This is a genomic window from Daejeonella lutea (genome assembly GCF_900168015.1).
Taxonomy (GTDB): domain Bacteria; phylum Bacteroidota; class Bacteroidia; order Sphingobacteriales; family Sphingobacteriaceae; genus Daejeonella; species Daejeonella lutea.
In genome coordinates, this window is the sequence record NZ_FUYR01000002.1 from 269,529 (window position 1) to 290,523 (window position 20,995).

Sequence of the window (20,995 nt, forward strand, 5' to 3'; positions counted from 1 at the left end):
CCGGGGCTTAATATTATATCGTTTCGAACTCAGAATCTGTTGTCAGACCGCTAATACGACCAAAGGTCGTGTTCGAAGTTCATTAATTCCTTTTTTACCCTATCCGATTCATGTAGCTTATCGATACCGATTGCATAATCTTTAATTCGCAGATCTTCAGGATTTGATTCTTTTACAATGTAACTGGAGAAAATTCGCTTCATAAATACATCGTCATAACTTAACCCGGTGGCATCGTTGTCTCTGTTCATTACAGCTTTCGTTACCAGTAAGTGACGGGCTTCCGGGAAATAGATCCAGAATGCCGGCTGCTCATCGAATGATTGCCCTGCTGCCTGAATTTTAATCATCGGTGCTATACCGATAATCCTCGGTTCAAAAACTGAACGTTGTTTATCAAAGATCCAATCCTCTTTTATTCTGAACTTGATGATACTGTCAGGATTAAATTCGCCAGGCTTTACAGTTGTTCCTGTTTGATTACCATCTGTGTCGAATACCGGTACCAGCACGCTATCAGCGAATGTTCCCATTGCTTGTTCAGGAGTGAGTACTGATGAAAATTCATCTCCGTTTACATCATCCTTGGTCGCAGTTGCACTGTATGCAGTAAGCTCACCTTCCGCAATTGCATCTGTTAAGATGGTTATCAACCTGGCCTTCGGCGAAGCAAAAATCATATTAACCTTTTCCCTTAGGTCAATTTCACGCCAAACACGCTTGCTGAACATTACATCCGACTCACGAAGACTAGCATATGGCGATACCTTTGCACTTAAAATGTTCTTTTTCTCATAATACCCATCAAGTGGTTTTTGAGCTCTCTGCGGCACTGTGTCATTATTCAAATTCGGCAACTGGGCAAAAGCCTGAACACTGCCGGCAAAAAGAATAAGAGCTAAAATTATCTTCTTCATAACCAATTAATTTGCTTTAAATACCATTCCAGGAATGGCTCGCTGAGTTCCATCAGGTCCTACCGCAACTATATCATCAAATATCACCCTTGTACCCGGCGTTACCGCAGCAACAGCTGCCTGCATCTGACTACTGAATGAACCACCATTAGCCTGTAAAACAACCGCATCTGCACGAGGTTTAGCTATAACCATGCTAAAGCGAGTTACACGGAATTTTGCATCGAAATCAAAGTTTTCAAGAATGGCAAATATAGAGTTCTGTGATTTGATGACCACTGAACTTAATGCTCCGCCAGTTTTCCCGGCGAACTTTGCGATCGGGTCAGGAATTCTTTTGACACGGAATTGTGTACTTCCGACATTTTGAGTTTTACCTCCAATATTGGCTGATACGTTCACTGTAGCAGAACCCGGGCTATTTACAGTTACGGTATATTTGCCTGCAGAACCGGAAATACTTCCTCCTGTCATGGAAACCGCCAAACTTTCCTTAGGAATTCCCGGTGCTGAAACAGAAACAGGATTTGGTACGCCAATGTAAAACACATTCATCTTATCGGGCGAAACAACCGCCGATGGACGAGCTACCTGATATTTTTGAATTGGGGTAGTATAGGTTTTTATTGAGCCGTCTGTTTGCTTAACACGAACTACACCAGACCAGCTGAAAATTCCCTCCTTACTTGTATTAACAGTATAAGTCCCTTTTCCATCTTTGATTGCAAGTCGTGAACCACCAACAGTAATATCAGGGCTTGATTTAGAATCAGATGCCGTTAAAAATACTTCTGCTGTGTAAGGCTGTCCCTGAATCAGATAAGAAGTAGGTGCTACTGCAACTGCAGAAAATTGGTCAAGGTTCACAACAGCCTGATCCATCTTTCCAAGAATCCTTTTAACAATCTCAGATTCTGCATTCTTAGTATCGGCCTTGATCTTCGCTAGCGCAGTAATGGCCGCAGTTAAGGGAATACCATCACCAAAGTTAGATTGCTCCCATGATCTGTTAACTCCAGCCCGATCCGGGGGATCAACAGCCTGAAGGGAAAAGTTAATACCTTGACGTTCTTTTTCATCAAGTAACCCAAGCAATTTAGTACGGGTATCGTTTATTTTTTTCTTAAGCACCGCAGCCCGCCCTTGATTTATCATCAAACGAGGAGAAATATCCAGGTTATCGCGAGCGCTGATGTCACCAGTTGCTTCATTAATACCACCTCCTTCTTTAAGAAAAAGTTTCTGAAGGTCATCAACATAAGTATTGAGTTCGTTAAGGTATCCGCTAGCTTGTTTCGCCTTGTCGTAAATTGGCTTAGCTCTAGCAGGCTCTTCCTTTAACTTGGTTGCCTCAAAAGAGGCATATGTCGCTTCAACACCACTCTGAACATTCTGAGTCGACGTGTTAAGACTATCTGTTAAGTTTTTAAAAGCCTCTAAGATCGAATCACTGACATTCAATGCTACCAAACCGAGCAGCACCAGGTACAGTATTCCGATCATTTTCTGCCTTGGGGTTTCTTTACCTCCAGCCATGCATTTCTAGTTAAAAATTGTACGAATAAAATTATTTATTAAGCATTAGCCGCGTGGCTGATTCATAGCTGACAACATATTGCCATATATAGAATTCAGTGACGCCAAATTCTTGGCTAATTTCCCAACTTCTTCCTTGAATTGCTTGGAATCTTCCATTGATTCATTGAAGTTTTGCATGGTTAGAGAAAGATTTGAATAGAACTTATTCATTGATTTTAAATGAGCACTGGAATCCTGAAGCTCCAACTCATATACAGCATTTAATGCCGAAATATTTTTAGCCAATGCATTAACCTGATCGTGGTACGCTTTAGAGTCAATTCCAGTATCTGCCATTTCTCTCAAGCTTGAAGTTGCCTTATCGAAAGCAGAATTTAGATTATCAAAACTACCTGAAGCAGTCTTTACTTTAGCAGTAAATTCGCTGGTTGCACTTGCAGAATCTGCGACGTTGGATATAGCGGAAACTTTATCCCCAAATGTACGAAGTCCTGTACCAAGGCTTTCAATCAGATCAGGTCCGATCTTTGCATCCGACAACATCTTGTCCAACGCGGCAGTAGAATTCGGTGATGAAGACGTCTGAAATGAGGACGATGTTGGAAGCTCTCCCTTGTAATCCGGATCAAGCTCTGGATACACCCTGGTCCAGTCAGTTTCTGTAGTCTCTGCCTGGAAACCTAATGCGAAAAACAGCAATGCTTCTGTAATCAAGCCGGCAGCAATCATCATCTCACCACCCTTCCAGTGAAGGATTTTGAACATCAGACCGACGATTACAACTGAAGCACCCCATGATATCAGAGTGTTAATACCAAATTTGAATTTTTTCTTTTGAGCCATAACGGATATACGAATTATAAATAGAAGTTATTTTTTTAGATTTTGTCTTTAATGTCGCGTCCCTGATATTTTGTAATGCAACGGAAACCGACATAAGATTTTGAGGTGTCCTGGAATTCAAATTGGCGGGCAGAATTTTGCAGGAAGTAACCGATATCTTTCCACGATCCACCACGAACCACTTTACGTTTTAACACTTCGGGATCTTCCGGGCGTGCTTCGTAGCTAAAAGTTGGGTTCATATCATGAGTGAAAGTAGAAGCTGATTCATCAAAAGCTGAGGACGTCCATTCTGAAACATTACCAGCCATGTTATACAAACCGTAGTCGTTCGGATAATAAGATTTGACATTTACAGTGAAAGGTCCCCCATCATCAATATAGTTACCACGGCCTGGCTTAAAGTTCGCCATCAGACAACCTTTAGCGTTCCGGATGTATGGTCCGCCCCATGGGTAACTGGTACCCACACGACCGCCTCGTGCTGCGTATTCAAATTCGGCTTCAGTAGGCAATTCGTAGTCTGCTCTCTTAGGCAAACGGCGACTTTCTTTGTATGATTCGTTAAAACGTGTGCGCCAAACTGTAAATGCCCGGGCTTGTCTCCAGTTAACACCAACGACTGGATAATTTGCAAATGCCGGGTGTGAAAAATATCCCTTAACCATTGGCTCATTCTGCGCGTAAGCAAAGTCAGATAACCAAACAAGTGTATCGGGATAAATCCCTACAGTATCTCTAAGAATAAAGTCAGACCTCTTGGCATCCTTATTAAATCTGCTGTTCGAAGCTTCACGCAATCTCATGATTGCAAAATTGTACTTCAAAAGCCGAACGTCAAGCTCATTACGGTCAAAAACCCGGTCTTCACCCTGATAGTACATCGCCTGTAACTTAGCGGCATTTGCACTTGCTTTTCCTTTTCCTCCCCAAAGTGCACTGCCATTACCAACCTTCTTCCAGTTGATGAATTTCTTGCCGGCATCATTTGGGTCCTGCTTCTTAGGTTGTATGAAATATTGAGGATCGTCTGATAAGTACGTTGTGATAGCAATTGAGTCCCGAACCCAATTCACGAATTGACGATATTCACTATTGGTGATTTCGGTTTCATCCATGTAAAAGGCCTGAACTGTTACTTGCTTATTTTGTGAAATTTGAGCGTAGGTTACGTCCTGGTCAGTTTGGCCCATAATGAAAGTCCCGGCAGGAATATACACCATCCCGTAAGGAACTTCGTTGTTTTTAAACTTTTTGCTTGAAACCCCAACCAGCTCACCGCCACCCCCACCTTTACCACAGCCCGTGCCTAAAACCGCCAGTGCTGCAAGAGCGATAAAGTATAATTTTCTCATTTTTTATCTAATTGTTTTTATTGGTAATTGTGCCCGCACGCTCATATATCACAACAATCCCGTAAGCGTGAGACCGTGTGCACCAGTTTTACATCCAACCAGGTTCACAATTTTCACAGGGAAAAATTAACCCGAATATAATAAAAAAGTACACAATAAAGATACACAAACTAATTCCTCAGCCCTTAACCGCCTCATTCTCACGCATAAAAGTACGAACTTCGGCAGTTTTAGACGATATAGAACGCTAAAATACATCACGTATTTTGTTCTACCTAAAATATTTCTTTGATACGGTTTTTGAGATATAAAGGTTGCTGAAAATATTAATCACCCAATAACTTTATTCACGTTCTTACTATGTACGAAAAAAAAGGGCTTTGCTATTTGTTGGCTTGCTTAATGTATTGTTCTATTGCCATGGTCATGCTGGGAGCCTGCGGGGTTGGCGCTGGTATATCAAGCACAAGCTCATGCTCCAGCGCAGCTTTGTGAGTACTCGCTCCAAAGGCAGCAATACGGGTATTATTTTGCTGAAAGTCAGGGAAATTGATATATAAGGAGTGAATACTGCTGGGACTAAAAAACGCAATTACATCATAAAAGACTTCTGCAAGATCTGAGAGATCGCTGCAAACGGTATGAAACAAGATTGCAGGCTTAAAGTCGTATCCGTTGTCATGAAGAAATTTCTGAGTTTCCTCGGCGGCAACATCAGAACATGGATAGAGAAATTTCTCGGTGGCATGTTTCTTTAGCACGTCAGCAAGATCAGCGGCGGTTTGCTTGCCGAAGAATATCTTACGCTTGCGGTATTGAATGTATTTTTGAAGATACAACGCTATGGTTTCAGATATACAGAAATATTTCATGTCAGCTGGAACATCAAACCTCATTTCTTCACTTATCCTGAAGAAATGATCAACAGCATTTTTACTGGTGAATATTACCGCAGTGAAATCGGCGAGGTTGATTTTCTCCTTACGAAAATCTTTCGCAGCAACACCTTCAACATGAATAAATGATCGGAAATCAATTTTTAGATTATACTTTTTTGCAAGATCGAAATAGGGGGATTTTTCTGATTCAGGTTTAGGCAGCGTAACCAGAATACTTTTGACTTTTCTGTGTTTCGCATTTGATGGTACTTGCATATTTATTGAAACTTAAAACCTAAGTGCTTTAAAAAGAATAATCAATGGGCAAAATTCGAGGGCACAAAGGTAAATAATTAAATAAACTTTTGGAAACCTATAGTTAGATAAAATATTGGTTCCAGCCCGGAGGAATTGGAGAATGAAAATTAGCACCAACATAACTATTCCGGCATATCCAAAGATTCCTGCATACCGGCTCGGCGTGAGACTGAACGCGATTACCAGAGGCAGAAAAATTAAAGCACTGTTGAAATAGCTTAAATATAATATGGACACATACTCTCTCACCAAACGGCTGATGTCAAATAGAAAACCCAGCAATCTTAATACTATGATTTTCACGGTAAACAAACCTATAACCAATGCAGAGAGTAGGATAAACAACTCGAAACCCTCTACCGGGTAAGACAACTGCAAATATTTACTAGCTAGATATAAGTATAAACCAACGATCAGGCCGAACAACAAATAAAGGAATATGAAGGGCCAGGAACTAAAGAGATTATCTTCTTTATTAATTTGCCCGAGTATTTGATTACTGTAGAAGGATTGCACGATCGAGCCTAGCTCTTTCGAAAAAAAGAATTTTATAACCGCAAAAAATAGGACAAGGAACAACACCACACCCATGATCCACCTTTCACCGGTCGGTCTCGGGGTACCCTCATCATACCGATTAACCTTTCTGGGGAATTTTGCGGCCCAGCCTGAAAAATCGAGATTTTCGACCTTGTATAATTTAATAAGACTGTCGATAAAGCGGTTTGGACGATTAACATCAGGCTTTTTGATCCATACAATCGCCAATGAGTCTTGCACATTCTTTATCGAATCACGGATGAATTGTCTTCTTGCAAGAAAGGCAGAATCCCTGTAGACCGGCCGGTATACCCGCGGCGTCCTTATAAATGTACTTGTGGTATCGTTTTGTGCCCAAGCCGTCGAATTAAGCAGAAATAACACGAGCAGAACTCCGTGTAGCCGTTTTAACTTTCCCAAAAGCTTTATTTCAGAGGATTATTGTGGTGCAAATTTCTGCATTTTTTAGCTGGTATCCTAGCATAGTTCAAACAACAAACTAAAATCAGGACAGCAAGCTTCCTGAAATAAAATTTCACAAAACCATGTAATGAGTAGTAATGATGAAGAATCAAGCAAGGATTAATGCCATTAATTCGCTACATGTCTTTTATTTTAGAATAATAATCTAATTTAATTATCTTGCGTTGAATATTATTCATTATTTTATTACCTTTGGAGAATGACAAACCCAAAGGAATTACATCTTGACCAGACCGATTTGAGCATACTGCGCCTAATGCAGGATAATGCACGTATTTCCAATGCAGACATTGCGCGTGAACTTGAAATGGCTCCGTCGGGCGTTCTTGAAAGAGTAAAAAAACTGGAACAAAAAGAGGTGATTCTCCAGTACACTACCCGGCTGAACCCTTTGGCATTACATCAGAGTTTGCTGGCGTTTGTTTTCATCAAGTCTGCAGATGGTATGGGTTGCAATGATACAGCAAAACTGCTCGCCGAGGTTCCTGAAGTGCAGGAAGTGCATCATGTTGCAGGTGAAGATTGCTATCTGGTTAAAATTCGAACAAGTGATTCTGCCTCACTGATGTATCTGATGCGTAACTCTTTGAGTAAGATTCCGAATATTTTATCCACCCGTACAACCATTGTCCTGGAAACGGTAAAGGAACAGCAACAACTTGTAATCACAAAATAATGACCGCTTCTACCACCAAATCTGCGTCGCCAATCATGGTGATCATTGCCTTTGCTATCGTCTATATTGTTTGGGGATCAACCTACTTCTTCATCGAAAAGGCGGTAGCAGAATTTCCACCGTTCATGCTTGGAGCAATGCGGTTCCTTATGGCAGGCATTTGTCTTACGGCATGGTGTATCATCAAGGGCGAAAAGCTGTTTGGAATCCCAAATATTAAGCATGCGATCATCAGCGGAGTTTTACTTTTATTTTTCGGAAACGGTATTATCATTTGGGTAGAGCAAAGTGTCCCCAGCGGACTTGCATCAATAACAGTATCATCAGCGCCATTGTGGTTCGTGCTGCTAGACCAGCCAAAATGGGCAGAAAATTTCCGAAGCCGGTCAATTATCCTGGGCATGATTATCGGACTAGCCGGTGTGCTGATGCTTTTCAGTGAACAGGTATCGGCATCCATCAAAGGAAGCGGAGGGGTTGGCATTGGCACAATGGCTTTATTGATCCTGGCCTCCATCGCCTGGGCCGGGGGGTCACTGTATTCTAAATATAAATCATCTCAAGGTTCGACGATGGTAAACACCTCCTGGCAAATGATGGCTGCGGGGATTGCTTTTCTACCCGGTATGCTAGTCCGCGGTGAAATCAACGGTTTTGACTTTAGTGCCGTTTCTACCGGAGCATGGCTCTCTGTTTTTTACCTGGTTTTCCTGGGCTCAATCGCCGGCTTTAGTGCCTATGTATGGCTATTGAAAGTGCGTCCGGCTATGCAGGTAAGTACTTATGCATACGTCAATCCGGTTGTTGCTGTGCTCCTGGCTCTAATTTTCGCAAATGAAAAAATAACCCTTATTCAAATTCTGGGACTCGTTACCATTCTCGGCAGCGTATTGCTTATCAACATGGCTAAATACAGGCGCGAAAAGCTGGCGGCAATGAGTAAGGCGGCTTAGATTTCTGTTGACCTGCTGAAGTAATTTTTCAAACAGATTCACGAGATGTGCGAAGGAAATCTTTCCCTAATTATCGGCCTATATTTAACAAGCAGATCAACGGCAAATGAACGGCAAATGAACGGCAAATGCAGCATCGAGGATCAGGGACAAGACGGCTGCTTATTTATTAATTCAGATACCGTAATTTTGGAACATGGCTGGAATTTACCTTCACATCCCTTTCTGTAAAAAAGCTTGCCATTATTGCGATTTTCACTTTAGCACATCGCCTGCATACAAGGATCAGATGGTTAAGGCTTTACGAAGCGAGTTGATCCTAAGAAAGCCTTATTTGGGGAATGAGCTAATCGAGACAATATACTTTGGCGGCGGCACACCCTCGGTTCTAAGCGTGGACGACCTGAGTATGCTTATACATACTATTACTGAAAATTACGAAGTATCAGCGTCTGCAGAAATTACCCTTGAAGCCAACCCGGACGACCTAATCCCTCAAAAAGTGAAGGAATTTCGCCAAACCCCAGTTAATCGTTTCAGCATTGGAATTCAGTCTTTCTTTGAGGAGGATCTGAAATGGATGAACCGCGCGCATAATGCTTCAGAAGGACTAAGTTCGATAAAACGGGTGCAGGACGCCGGTTTTGAGAATATCACTGCCGATCTGATCTACGGTTACCCGCTCTTGTCAGACGAGAAATGGATGTTCAACATCCGTGAGCTGATTGACCTGCAGATACCGCATATTTCTTCCTATTCGATGACAGTTGAGCCAGCAACTGCACTGGCCTCCTTCATCCAGAAAGGAAAACAAAAAGCTATGGACGAAGGGCAAAGCGCCAGGCAGTTTGAGATTCTTATGGACGAGCTCCAGGGGGCGGATTTCGAACATTATGAGATTTCCAACTTCGCTAAGCCTGGCAGTCGTTCAAAACATAATTCAAATTATTGGGAAGGAGTGAACTATATGGGTATTGGCCCTTCCGCACACTCGTTCAACGGCGATAGCAGGCAATGGAATGTGGCCGACAATATGAAATACATCCAGTCAATGGAGCAGAATAAAGTGCCGTTCGAGATTGAGCATCTTACAACTGAAAACCGGATCAATGAATATATTATGACTGCGCTGAGAACGAGCAAAGGAATTGATCTCTCCTTTGTTAGCCAACGATACCACAGTGATTATAGTCTGCAAATCCGCAACAGCCTTGAACCATTTCTCGATAAAGAATGGGCTATACTCACTAATCAAACCGTAACTTTAAGCAAGCAAGGTAAGTTGTTTGCTGATCACATCGCTTCCGAACTTTTTGTAGAACTTTTATAGCACTAGGCGATATGAATTTCAATAATAAAGTTATTTGGATCACTGGTGCTTCCAGTGGTATTGGTGAAGCACTTGCTTATAAAATGAATCAGCTTGGCGCGAAGCTGATAATATCTTCACGCAACAGTGAGGCTCTTTACAGAGTGAAGACCAAGTGCAAAGGCAATCCGATGGATATTCACGTCCTACCGCTTGATCTCGAACGAACCCATGATCTCGCGGATAAAGCGGTTTTGGCGGAGGCTATATACGGTCGTATTGATATGATTATCCATTCCGGCGGAGTAAGTCAGCGTTCACTGGCGATTGAAACAAATATCAAGGTTGCACAAAGCATTATGGATATTAATTTCTGGGGAGCTATTGTTCTTACACAAGCACTTCTGCCGGGGATGATCTCACGAAACTCAGGTCAAATAGTTATTATCAGCAGCCTGGTAGGCAAATTCGGAACGAAGTTCCGTTCGGCTTACTCTGCCTCTAAGCATGCCTTACATGGATACTTCGATTCGTTGAGGACAGAAATCGACCCTGAAATAAAGATCACAATAGTCTGTCCGGGGTTTATCAAAACAAATGTCACCTATAATGCCTTGACTGCAGATGGGTCAAAACAGAATACCATGGATGATGCCCAGGCCAATGGCATGTCTGCCTCTGAATGTGCTGAAGAGATTGTTAAGGCGATTAATACCGGGCAACAAGAGGTTTACATCGGTGGGAAGGAGAAGTACGGAGTTCTGTTAAAGAGATTCTTTCCCGCACTGTTTTCTAAAATTATCCGTAATGCGAAGGTCACCTAATGCTTCCAATTTTTACATTCCTGTGTCTGGATTTCTTGCGCATAAATAGCCTTTGTTATATTTTCGCCAAGTATTACCCTCATCGAAGCGATTATGAGCTTTATATTAAAACCAGTTGATACTGTTGAAAACATTTCTCCGGAAGATTTCAGGCAGAATTATCTGTTACCCCGCAAGCCACTAGTTATTAAAGGCCTCACGAAAAGCTGGCCTGCCTATGAAAAATGGAATATAGACTATTTTAAAAGTATTGCCGGCGATCTCGAAGTTCCATTATATGATAACTCTAAAGCCGATCCTTCCAAGCCAGTGAACTCCGCTGCAGCGAGAATGAAGATGGGCGACTACCTCGACCTGATTAAAACAGAGCCAACCGAACTGCGTATTTTTCTATTTAATATATTCAAGCACAGGCCAGAACTTCTGAAAGATATTGAGTTGCCCAAAGAATTGATGGGTGGTTTTATCGAAAGCATGCCTGCTATGTTTTTTGGAGGATCAAACTCTGTGACTTTCCTTCATTATGATATAGATATGCCCCATTTGTTCCACACGCATTTTGGCGGGCGCAAGCAGATCATCCTGTTTGATTATAAATGGAAACGGCGTCTGTATTGCATTCCAAATGCGACCTATGCACTTGAAGATTATGATGTATTGAACCCTGATTTTGAAAAGTTTCCAGCATTAAAAGGGGTGGAAGGCTACGAACTTTTCCTGGAACATGGCGACACCCTATTTATGCCAAGAGCGATGTGGCATTGGATGAAGTATCTGGACGGGTCTTTCTCTCTGAGCTTACGTGCATGGGACGAATCATGGGTACAAAAAGCTGAGAGCTTATTCAGTGTGGTAACAGCCGGTGGAGTAGACAGTCTTCTCAAAATGGCATTGAAAGCGCCCTATGCAAAATACAGGGAGAAACTGGCAGTAAAGTGGGCAGAAAAAGCACTCGCTAAGGGAGAACCAAAGTAAGGTTGCCAGTTATTGGAGCTGTATTTTAGCTAGAGTGATCGGCTACAACCTTCCACTTACCATCGACCTTTTCCATTAACAGAGTAAAGTAGCCTTGCGGTGCATCCTTTTCCCGCTTCAAATGCCAGCCTCCTAATACAAAGGCATGATTTGAGCCTATAAGCTTAACCTTTTTAATATCAAAGGTCAAGAACCCCATAGCGGCTTTGTCTGGATATCCTTTTTTATAATTATCCAAAGTAGTTTGCCAGCCATACTTCGGGCCGCTTTTGCCAACAAAAACAAGGGAGTCCGATTGAACATAGCCCTGCATGTAACCTTCTATATCACCTTTATTCCAGGCTTGGCGCTGATCTTCGAGAAGTTTAAGAATATTAGTATGGGCGGATTTATTCTTAACTGCACATGACGAGAGAGCGATAATCACTAATAAAAAGCAAAACAGTTTCTTCATAAATTAAAAATAGCATTATAAAACAAAAGGCAGCAGCCTAGCATTTGGAATAATGTGTGATAGCTTGCTTCAATACTTAAGGCTGATCGCTTACTTCCATTTATTTGACACCAGAGTAACATTTTTGCTTGTTCAAACCTTTATCTTCGATTCTTCGTAATTATCAGGAAGGGCAGTACTATGCGGGGACATTCATTTTCAAAGTTTATACCAAATGAGCTACCGAAGGGTGGTTTTGAAGAGCTATTGAAATTATTTCTGGAGCTTCTTAATTACACTTCAGGTGATGCCAACGAAGCAATTGCCTGGATGAACGAGCTCGATAAACAATACAAACTAACGACCGATGAATATGGCATGGGTGATTTCATCGACGATCTCAAGAAAAAAGGATATCTCGGCGATGATAACCAGAACCCGGGGGGCTTTGTTATAACTTCAAAAACCGAACAGACCATCAGGCAGTCAGCTCTGGAAGAGATATTCGGTAAGCTAAAGAAGTCGGGTAAGGGTAGCCACAACACAAACATCTCAGGCTTAGGGGAGGAAAAGAATGCTGACCGCAGGGAATATCAATTTGGCGACAGCCTCGACCAGATAGATATGACCGCATCAATCCATAATGCCCAGATCAATCATGGTATTGGCGATTTTTCAATGACCGAGCGCGACCTGGAAGTAGAGGAGAAAGATTACAAAACGATCACCTCGACGGTCCTCATGATAGATATTTCCCACTCTATGATATTGTATGGGGAGGACAGAATAACACCGGCAAAGAAAGTAGCCATGGCCCTGGCAGAACTGATCCGGACAAAATATCCTAAGGACACTCTGGATATAGTAGTTTTTGGGAATGATGCATGGCCGATTACAATTAAGGAACTACCGTACTTACAAGTTGGTCCATACCATACTAACACATACGCCGGGCTGGAGCTGGCAGTAGATTTGCTTCGCCGTCGGAAGACGCACAACAAGCAGATCTTTATGATCACCGACGGTAAACCAACTTGTTTAAAAGAAGGCACAAAATATTATAAGAACAGTATCGGCCTCGACCGAAAAGTTGTAAACAAGACATTGAATATGGCGGCCCAGTGTAAGAGGCTTGGTATTCCTATCACAACCTTCATGATAGCGAAAGATCCGTATTTACAGCAGTTTGTACGGCAATTTACTGAGATCAACGGAGGAAAAGCTTTTTATAGCTCCCTGAAAGGTTTGGGTGAATATATTTTTGAAGATTACATTAAAAACAGAAGACGAACGGTTAGATAAGACGATGGATAAACTGCAAATAAAGACATTAAAAGACCTGAAAGCATCAGGATATGTATCGCGCTCAGTTAAACAAGAGCTGCGCGAGAACCTGATTAAACAGTTGAAAAACAAGAATGCTGTGATGGAGGGCATCATCGGTTATGAGGATACCGTTATCCCGGATCTGCATACAGCTATTCTATCGCAGCATAACATCCTTTTGCTGGGCCTTCGCGGGCAGGCGAAGACACGTATCGCGCGGCTGATGATTAATTTGCTCGATGAGTACGTTCCATATATTGAGGGTTCAGAACTATTCGAGGATCCTCTGAATCCAATTTCCTGGTTCGGGCATGACATCATAAATACAAAAGGTGACCATACACCTGTCTCATGGCTTCATCGGTCGGACAGATATACAGAAAAACTGGCAACACCCGATGTAACCGTTGCCGATCTGATCGGTGATGTTGACCCTATAAAAGCAGCTACTCTAAAACTTACCTATTCGGATGAACGTGTAATACATTTCGGATTGATCCCGCGGGCGCATCGTGGTATTTTCGTAATCAATGAGCTTCCCGATCTGCAGGCAAGAATCCAGGTGGCCTTGTTTAATATTCTGCAAGAAAAGGATATTCAAATTCGTGGCTTTAAGCTTCGCCTTCCCTTAGATCTTCAGTTTGTGTTTACAGCCAACCCGGAAGACTATACAAACCGTGGTGCCATTGTCACCCCGCTTAAAGACCGGATAGAAAGTCAGATACTTACGCACTATCCCAAATCTGTAGATATTTCCAGGAAAATCACCCAGCAGGAAGCACGCCTGACTGATTCTCAACGCGCGAAAATAGAGGCTGATGGATTGGTAAAAACACTTGTTGAGCAGATTGCATTTGAGGCCCGTGATTCCGAATATATTGATAAGAAATCGGGTGTTTCGGCTCGTCTGACTATCTCCGCTTATGAGAACTTAATTAGCAATGCAGAACGCAGAATGCTGCTCAATGAGGAAGAGCAGACTTTTGTACGGATTTCCGACTTTCTCGGAGTTATTCCGGCAATCACTGGGAAAATAGAGCTTGTTTACGAGGGTGAACTAGAAGGCCCGACCAAGGTTGCCAACATCTTATTAGGAAAGGCAATAAGAACCTTAATGATCACGTACTTCCCGGATCCTGAAAAATTAAAGAAGTCAAAAGCAGTCAATCCATATTCAGACATAACCAATTGGTTTAGCTCTGGTAATACCATCAACCTTGTAGATGATCTGTCACTCGCCCAGTACAAGGCGGCACTTATTTCAGTACCTGGACTAAAGACTGTAATAAAACAGTTCCATCCGAGTCTGAATGAAAATCAACAACTTCTCCTAATGGAATTTTTGTTGCATGGCTTAGCTGAATTTTCGCTTGTGAATAAATCCTTCCTGGACAAAGGGTATGCATTTGCGGACATGTTCAACAGTCTGTTCAGTACAGAATTTGATGAGGATGAAGATGAGGATTATAATGAAGATAATGGAAGGTATTGAGGAAGTTTATCAATATTGGTAATCAGCCTGCCTGCCGGCAGGCAGGTTATCAGTGCCAACGTACCAACAGGATAAGACCGCTTAAACTAATCACTGATTACCTGGCCCAGCCACTGATTACTGATTTCCCAGGCGCAGCCTAAGGAGCTTCTCCTTTAATAACACAGACAGTAAAAAATGGGTAACCGTATTCTAGGATTGATCATCATCACAATCCTGCTGATTATAATTGACATTTACATTTACAGGGCCGTTCGCTCAGTAAGCTGGAAATGGAAAGATAATAATCTACTGACATTTCGATACATCTGGTGGGGCTATTCATTGTTGTTAATTATTGGAGTATTCATTGGGATTTTCTTCAATATCAAGTTTATGGTGCGGACCGTAATCCTGGTGTTGTTCTTTATGACATTTATCTCCAAGATTTTCATTCTCCCTTTTGTTCTTGCTGATGATATCCGAAGAGGTATCGTTTGGATAAAGAGGAAGGTGAATGGTAAACCAAAGTCTTCAAAGAAAACTTCCTCCGGAACTGACAGCATTCCACGTTCCGAATTTTTGATCAAAGCCGGCACCTTAGTGGCTGCCCTTCCGTTGGCTTCTTTCACCTATGGGATGGTGTCCAGTGCCTACGATTATCGCGTGAAGCGAAAGGTTCTATATTTCCCCAATCTACCATCCGCTTTTGAAGGTATCACTTTAGGTCAGATCTCAGATATACATTCCGGTAGTTTCTATGACCGTAAAGCCGTTTTAGGTGGAGTGGAAATGTTATTAAAAGAAAAACCAGACATGATATTTTTCACTGGGGACCTGGTGAATAATGTAGCGTCAGAGATGAGGGATTATCAGGACATCTTTTCCAAAGTAAAAGCGCCCCTTGGTGTTTTTTCGGTCCTGGGGAATCATGATTACGGAGATTACCATTTTGGTCCTGGGCCATCTCAGGCAAAGGCGAAAAGTCTTGCAGATGTGAAACTTAGCCACAAAAACATGGGGTGGAACCTGCTGCTGAACGAAAATAAGCGACTTAAGATTGGCACTGAAGAGATCGGCATTCTCGGTATAGAAAACTGGGGAGCCGGCCGCTTCGCTAAATATGGGAGGTTGGATCTTGCCATCAAAGACACTGACGATTTGCCTGTAAAACTTCTCCTTTCTCATGACCCCTCCCATTGGCGTGCTCAGGTTTTGCCCGAATATCCTCAAATCGATGCGATGTTCAGTGGCCATACTCATGGAATGCAATTTGGACTAATAACCGAAAACTTCCAATGGAGCCCTGCACAGTATGTTTATAAAGAATGGGCTGGCCATTACCAGGAGCAAAACCAACAACTTTATGTTAATGTGGGATACGGCTTTTTGGGATATCCGGGCCGCGTTGGAATATTACCTGAAATTACGATATTTGAATTACGCCGGACCCCTGCATAAGCAGACCGGCGGTTCCAATTATGAACAAATACCTTAGGCAGGCGCTTGATTGTTTGTTATTCAGCAATATATTTATTGCATTATGTGCTGTAGCACAAGGCCTGGTGACCTACCAGCTCCTTGGAACCAAGCCGGAAAGTCACGTTTTAGGATTGCTTTTTTGTTCCACATTAGCTCTTTACAACTTCAGCATTCTATTATCAAAGCCAGAAAAACCAGAAAAATCGCCGTTCAGAAGGGTTCGATGGATCTTCTCACACTATCGTTTGATGATCACGATTACGATGATCGCAGTTTTTTCGATACTGCCGCTGGTCTTTTTCCTTAATGCATCATCAAGAATTCTACTGGTGTCCCTTGCACTGATTTCAGTAGCTTATAGTTTACCAATATTCAGTATTAACGACAAGCATTTTGGGCTCCGCAATATTCCAGGGGTCAAATTGTTTCTTATTGCGGCTGTTTGGTCATTGAGTTGTGTCCTTCTTCCTATCCTGGAGCTGGAAAGCACCATTGAAGCCTCAGTAAGCATGAACGACAGTATTATTCTGATCGCAAAAAGATTTTTATTTATAGCTGCTATCACCGTGCCTTTTGACATCCGTGATCTATTCCAGGATAAAACCAATGAGCTTAAAACTATACCCGTCATCCTTGGTGAGAGGAAAGCTTTACTCATCTGCCAAGGCCTTCTGGTAATTTATCTGATTTTACTCTTTCTCTTCACCCAAAATATCGATGGCAATTTTCTTGGGCTGATGCTCACTATAATTTTGTCTGGCTGGCTGATCTTCAAATCTACCTGGCAGAGAAATGAATACTATTATTTCTTTTACCTTGATGGAACAATGATTGTTCAGTTCGTGATGTTATTACTTTGCAATTATTTGCCTCTATGAAGGATATTTCAATTATTTCATTAAACGTTCTCGGTAAAGCTGACACTATAGTTGCCGATCATCAATCGGTTAAAACGGCTTATTGCAAGATTCCAATAGAATCTGAAAGTATTGAGCTGGGAATGACGTCTTTTGCCGGAGATATGGTTCAGGATAAGAAACATCACGGCGGAAATGATAAAGCTATTTGCTGTTATAATTCAGACCATTTCTCAAAGTGGCAGAATGAGCTGGGATTTAAACTTGGGCCGGCTGCATTTGGTGAAAACCTGACCTTAACGGGTGAGTATGGTCTTGAGGAAAATGTATTTATTGGAGATCGTTATCAGCTGGGTGATGCTATTGTTGAAGTATCGGAGCCACGTGGGCCGTGTTTCGTTATCGGGATCCGATACAACTACAAGCAATTTCCGGTGCTTCTCCAAAAAACCGGTTTTACCGGTTATTATCTCAGGACGATTAAACCCGGGGTCGTTAGAAAAACTGATAAACTGATACACCTTAGCTCCCATCCGGAAAAAATCTCAGTGATGGATGTAAACTATGTTCGTTACCATGATCCTAAAAACAAAGCCTGGATCGAAAGGCTTGTTAATCTAAAAGAACTTAGCACGGATTGGCACGAGATGTTTGAGAAGAAACTCGCGAAGTTGTAGGTCTTACCAGCCTTTACGGCAGGCAGGGGTCTTACGTTTTAAGTTACTACACGCTGCACAAACGTCTGACCAACTTATCTCTTGGACATACTGTTCGCCTCGGTGTAAAACACATAATGGGCAACTCCTTTGGTATTGTCTTTGTACGAGATATTTTATGAGGTCATACGCAATTATATTTATAGCACTATTATTTGCTGGTTCATGCAAACCCAAAACAGGCGACACAGCTGATCAGCGTTTAAGGCAAGAAAATTTTGAGTTAAAAAAAGAGAACGATAGTCTGAAGGCTATAATTGATAAATCTGAACGAACCTTCGAAGGTGATACCATTCAAAAAACACCTGAAGTTGTCCCGGTAAGTCCTGCTCCAGGTATAGCCGGAAAACACCTTTTGACACTTCATTGGATAAGTTGGGACGCTCCGGGATCAGCAATGATTACTGCAGCAGAAAATGGCTGGTATACTATCAAGGGAAGGCAAAACGGAAAAGAAGGAGTCTATCTTCGGTTAGAAGGAAAGATCAAGCCCCTAAATGATCGTGAGCTGGAATTTGACGGTATAATCGAACACAATGTACATTCAAATTTAGGAGAGCCTTGTGTTAAAAAAGGAACACAAATATTCAAAGCTACAGGCACAAGAAAATATTGGAGGTTGCAGAATATGCTGAGTTGTGATGGTACGACTACGGATTACGTGGATATTTATTTTTGAGTGGTAAGTTATCAGTAACTAAACGCTGTGATAACCGCCCAGGCGTAAAACGTATAATGTACAAGGTATAACTTACTCTGCTACAAACTTATAACCAACTCCCCTTACCGTTTGCATAAAGTGTGGCCGGTCTGGATTATTCTCAATTTTCTTGCGCAGACGTACGATATGCATATCTAAGGTACGGGTATTAACATCTGAGTTGTAGCCCCAAACTACCATCATCAACTCATCACGGTTAATTACAGTATTAGCGTTTTTAAGGAAATACAAAAGTATTCGGTTCTCAAGGATGGTTAACTCGATTTTTTTACCATCACGCATCAGAGAGTGAGTATTCGGATGATGCTCCATATTGCCAAACCTGTATACTTCAGATTTCTCATTGTTGATCACAAATTTCACTTTGTTATCGATCAGTGCCACAAGAACATCCATGTTGAACGGTTTAGTCACATAATCTGAAACACCGAAGCTGTAGGCATCAATTTTATCAACATCCTGAGCTTTGGCAGTCATCATTACAATGATGTTAGTGAACCCAAGTTTACGCACATTCTGGCAAACCTCAGATCCCTGTTTATTGGGAAGCATCCAATCGAGTAGAACAATATCAGGCTGCTCTGTCATAATAAGCTCTTCAGCTGCCTCACCGTCAGACGCCTCAACAACTTTATACCCTTCTGTTTTTAGGCGATGTACAACCAGGAAGCGGAGATTTTCATCGTCCTCAATAACAGCAACTTTAATTTCTTTTGACATAACTATATTTCGTAAGGCAACTCAATTGTAAACTCTGACCCCTTCCCTTCTACACTTTGAACTGTGATAGTTCCGTTCATAAAATTAACCAGTTCTTTACAGAATGCCAAACCTAAACCAACACTTCCCTGCTGGTTATATTGGTTTTGTACCCGGAAAAATTTCTTAAATATATTCTCGAGGTCTCCTGCTGGTATTCCAATCCCACGGTCACTGAACTTCATTACAACGCTCTTCTTGACCTTTTTGATTGAAATTTTTAGGTATTTCTTTCCAGGGTTGGAATATTTGTGGGCATTATCTATCAGGTTTTGAAAGATACTTCCCAGTAAAACCGGGTCTGTTTTAAAGTACTCTATCCCATCAATTTTACATACAATGTCAAAATCCGGATACTTAAGCTGGTAAGCATCTATCAAATTCTGACTGAAAACCTCCAGGTTAACACTTTCTTCTTTAAGTTTGATAGCCTTATTTTCGATTTGTGTAAACGAAAGTAATTTATTCATAAGGTCGTTAAGCTTGTCCGCTTCCTCGTCCAGGATTTTACCATAGTGGAGTCGCTCTCTGTCTGAGAGTGTAGTGGCACTCCTTATATTATTTCCGGCAATTTTTATAACACTAACCGGCGTTTTGAACTCGTGAGTGAGATTATTGACAAAATCGTACTGAAGTTTAAACATTTTGCTGTTAACATTCAGATTACGATAAATTAAATACCCGATTAATACAAGTACCCCATATGTTAGGAATAACCCTCCCGCAATAGGAAGAAAACGTCTATTGATCTCCCTCATCAAATAACCTTTATCCGAACTGAAATAGAGTTTATAATCTGAAAATGGACCTGATAAAGGCAAATCATTGCTAAGTAATTCTGGATCATTAGCTAAAGATTCATAAACCAGTGGCTTAATACTGATATGCTGATAGATTTCAGGGTTTGTATTCCTGATGATTAGCTTTTGAGGATTAAGATAAAACGTGAGCATGTCTATCTCATAAACCGGTGACGACGGCAATTCTTTCGTCATTATATCCTTATACATTTTTAACTCTTCCCTCCTGGGGATATTCATGAAAGTTATCTTGTTGGATGTGATCGTATAAAAGATATTGAAGCGGTCGTCATCGCTCAGGGTCTTGGTTGTGTCGGATGATTCAATAAATCCGGTAAACTTGATCGCCATCTTATTAAATTCATCTCCGGTTTTTAGGGAAAATGAACTGCTGGGCTGATTGTCTTTAAAAAGAAGAACAGAATCTATATGGATATCCCTGGCGAACTGATAAACTGATTTAGGTGCCATAGCAAAATTATTTACTTTGACACCGTCCGGGATCTTATGATTGCTTATGCCTGCATCATAAAAGACAATTTTCTCTACAAATTTAAATTTTCTAAATATCGTATCAACGTATTTAACAGCCTGGGCAGAATCAAGGTAGCCCTGATAAAATGAGATTTCGGGAATCTTCTTTTGGAAAAAGTTATTGTAAGGCTTAACTGTTTCTTCTAGAACTTCAATCTTTTGCGAAACAAACTCATTCTCAACATATTTGGTTGTAAGATTATAGGCCAGATAGAAAGCTACAGCCATGGATGCTGTAATCAAGATCAAAAAAGTAATTATTAAGGAGAAGTTTTTTCGATAGTTC

Annotated in this window: 20 protein-coding genes; 11 read left to right on the forward strand and 9 right to left on the reverse strand. The window is 41.5% G+C overall.

Annotation, left to right across the window (positions count from 1 at the left end; genetic code table 11):
• Nucleotides 1-50 precede the first annotated feature (50 nt).
• The 6 genes from porN to B5X60_RS10240 form a co-directional block, all read right to left on the reverse strand.
• Nucleotides 51-917, reverse strand: coding sequence for a type IX secretion system ring subunit PorN/GldN (gene porN, locus B5X60_RS10215; RefSeq protein WP_079702594.1), 867 nt, complete (start codon nt 915-917; stop codon nt 51-53).
• A gap of 6 nt (nt 918-923) precedes the next feature.
• Complete coding sequence (porM, locus tag B5X60_RS10220; protein ID WP_079702595.1) at nt 924-2,453, reverse strand: type IX secretion system motor protein PorM/GldM; 1,530 nt, start codon at nt 2,451-2,453, stop codon at nt 924-926.
• Nucleotides 2,454-2,498: 45 nt separating this feature from the next.
• Complete coding sequence (gene porL / locus B5X60_RS10225; RefSeq protein ID WP_079702596.1) at nt 2,499-3,299, reverse strand: type IX secretion system motor protein PorL/GldL; 801 nt, start codon at nt 3,297-3,299, stop codon at nt 2,499-2,501.
• A gap of 35 nt (nt 3,300-3,334) precedes the next feature.
• Nucleotides 3,335-4,654, reverse strand: coding sequence for a T9SS ring complex lipoprotein PorK/GldK (gene porK / locus B5X60_RS10230; RefSeq protein WP_079702597.1), 1,320 nt, complete (start codon nt 4,652-4,654; stop codon nt 3,335-3,337).
• A gap of 383 nt (nt 4,655-5,037) precedes the next feature.
• Nucleotides 5,038-5,808: a uroporphyrinogen-III synthase gene (locus B5X60_RS10235; RefSeq protein ID WP_079702598.1), complete on the reverse strand. Its 771-nt coding sequence runs from the start codon at nt 5,806-5,808 to the stop codon at nt 5,038-5,040.
• A gap of 12 nt (nt 5,809-5,820) precedes the next feature.
• Entirely contained in the window at nt 5,821-6,810 is a 990-nt protein-coding gene (locus B5X60_RS10240; RefSeq protein ID WP_079702599.1) for a DUF4271 domain-containing protein, read from the reverse strand.
• Between the two features lie 262 nt (nt 6,811-7,072).
• Here B5X60_RS10240 and B5X60_RS10245 point away from each other — a divergent pair, with 262 nt between their 5' ends.
• The 5 genes from B5X60_RS10245 (at nt 7,073) to B5X60_RS10265 (ending at nt 11,610) form a co-directional block, all read left to right on the forward strand.
• Nucleotides 7,073-7,549, forward strand: a complete 477-nt coding sequence (locus tag B5X60_RS10245) for an Lrp/AsnC family transcriptional regulator (protein WP_079702600.1) — start codon at nt 7,073-7,075, stop codon at nt 7,547-7,549.
• Nucleotides 7,549-8,502: an EamA family transporter gene (locus B5X60_RS10250; protein WP_079702601.1), complete on the forward strand. Its 954-nt coding sequence runs from the start codon at nt 7,549-7,551 to the stop codon at nt 8,500-8,502. Before B5X60_RS10245 ends, B5X60_RS10250 begins: the two co-directional genes overlap by 1 nt.
• Before the next feature lie 196 nt (nt 8,503-8,698).
• Nucleotides 8,699-9,832, forward strand: a complete 1,134-nt coding sequence (gene hemW, locus B5X60_RS10255; protein ID WP_079702602.1) for a radical SAM family heme chaperone HemW — start codon at nt 8,699-8,701, stop codon at nt 9,830-9,832.
• Between the two features lie 11 nt (nt 9,833-9,843).
• Nucleotides 9,844-10,635, forward strand: a complete 792-nt coding sequence (locus tag B5X60_RS10260) for an SDR family oxidoreductase (RefSeq protein WP_079702603.1) — start codon at nt 9,844-9,846, stop codon at nt 10,633-10,635.
• Nucleotides 10,636-10,728: 93 nt separating this feature from the next.
• A complete protein-coding gene (locus B5X60_RS10265; protein WP_079702604.1) occupies nt 10,729-11,610 on the forward strand; it encodes a cupin-like domain-containing protein in 882 nt (293 codons plus the stop codon).
• 25 nt (nt 11,611-11,635) lie between these two features.
• Here B5X60_RS10265 and B5X60_RS10270 read toward each other — a convergent pair whose 3' ends face one another.
• Nucleotides 11,636-12,064, reverse strand: a complete 429-nt coding sequence (locus B5X60_RS10270) for a YybH family protein (RefSeq protein WP_079702605.1) — start codon at nt 12,062-12,064, stop codon at nt 11,636-11,638.
• 180 nt (nt 12,065-12,244) lie between these two features.
• Here B5X60_RS10270 and B5X60_RS10275 point away from each other — a divergent pair, with 180 nt between their 5' ends.
• From B5X60_RS10275 to B5X60_RS10300, 6 genes are all read left to right on the forward strand, one after another.
• Nucleotides 12,245-13,345 carry a vWA domain-containing protein gene (locus B5X60_RS10275; RefSeq protein WP_079702606.1) on the forward strand — a complete coding sequence of 367 codons (1,101 nt, stop codon included), beginning with the start codon at nt 12,245-12,247 and terminating at the stop codon, nt 13,343-13,345.
• A 4-nt stretch (nt 13,346-13,349) separates the two neighbouring features.
• Nucleotides 13,350-14,861: a sigma 54-interacting transcriptional regulator gene (locus B5X60_RS10280; protein ID WP_079702607.1), complete on the forward strand. Its 1,512-nt coding sequence runs from the start codon at nt 13,350-13,352 to the stop codon at nt 14,859-14,861.
• 177 nt (nt 14,862-15,038) lie between these two features.
• Complete coding sequence (locus B5X60_RS10285; protein WP_079702608.1) at nt 15,039-16,301, forward strand: metallophosphoesterase; 1,263 nt, start codon at nt 15,039-15,041, stop codon at nt 16,299-16,301.
• Between the two features lie 20 nt (nt 16,302-16,321).
• Nucleotides 16,322-17,200 (forward strand): UbiA prenyltransferase family protein, encoded by an 879-nt coding sequence (locus tag B5X60_RS10290; protein ID WP_079702609.1) that lies wholly within the window; start codon nt 16,322-16,324, stop codon nt 17,198-17,200.
• Nucleotides 17,197-17,856 (forward strand): MOSC domain-containing protein, encoded by a 660-nt coding sequence (locus tag B5X60_RS10295; RefSeq protein ID WP_079702610.1) that lies wholly within the window; start codon nt 17,197-17,199, stop codon nt 17,854-17,856. Before B5X60_RS10290 ends, B5X60_RS10295 begins: the two co-directional genes overlap by 4 nt.
• Before the next feature lie 157 nt (nt 17,857-18,013).
• On the forward strand, nt 18,014-18,574 hold the full coding sequence (locus B5X60_RS10300; protein ID WP_079702611.1) for a hypothetical protein: 561 nt from the start codon (nt 18,014-18,016) through the stop codon (nt 18,572-18,574).
• A 72-nt stretch (nt 18,575-18,646) separates the two neighbouring features.
• Here the strand turns inward: B5X60_RS10300 and B5X60_RS10305 are convergent, their stop codons facing one another.
• Together B5X60_RS10305 and B5X60_RS10310 are read right to left on the reverse strand one after the other, a co-directional pair.
• On the reverse strand, nt 18,647-19,336 hold the full coding sequence (locus B5X60_RS10305; RefSeq protein WP_079702612.1) for a response regulator transcription factor: 690 nt from the start codon (nt 19,334-19,336) through the stop codon (nt 18,647-18,649).
• A gap of 2 nt (nt 19,337-19,338) precedes the next feature.
• Entirely contained in the window at nt 19,339-20,958 is a 1,620-nt protein-coding gene (locus tag B5X60_RS10310) for a sensor histidine kinase (RefSeq protein WP_317043750.1), read from the reverse strand.
• Nucleotides 20,959-20,995 lie beyond the last annotated feature (37 nt).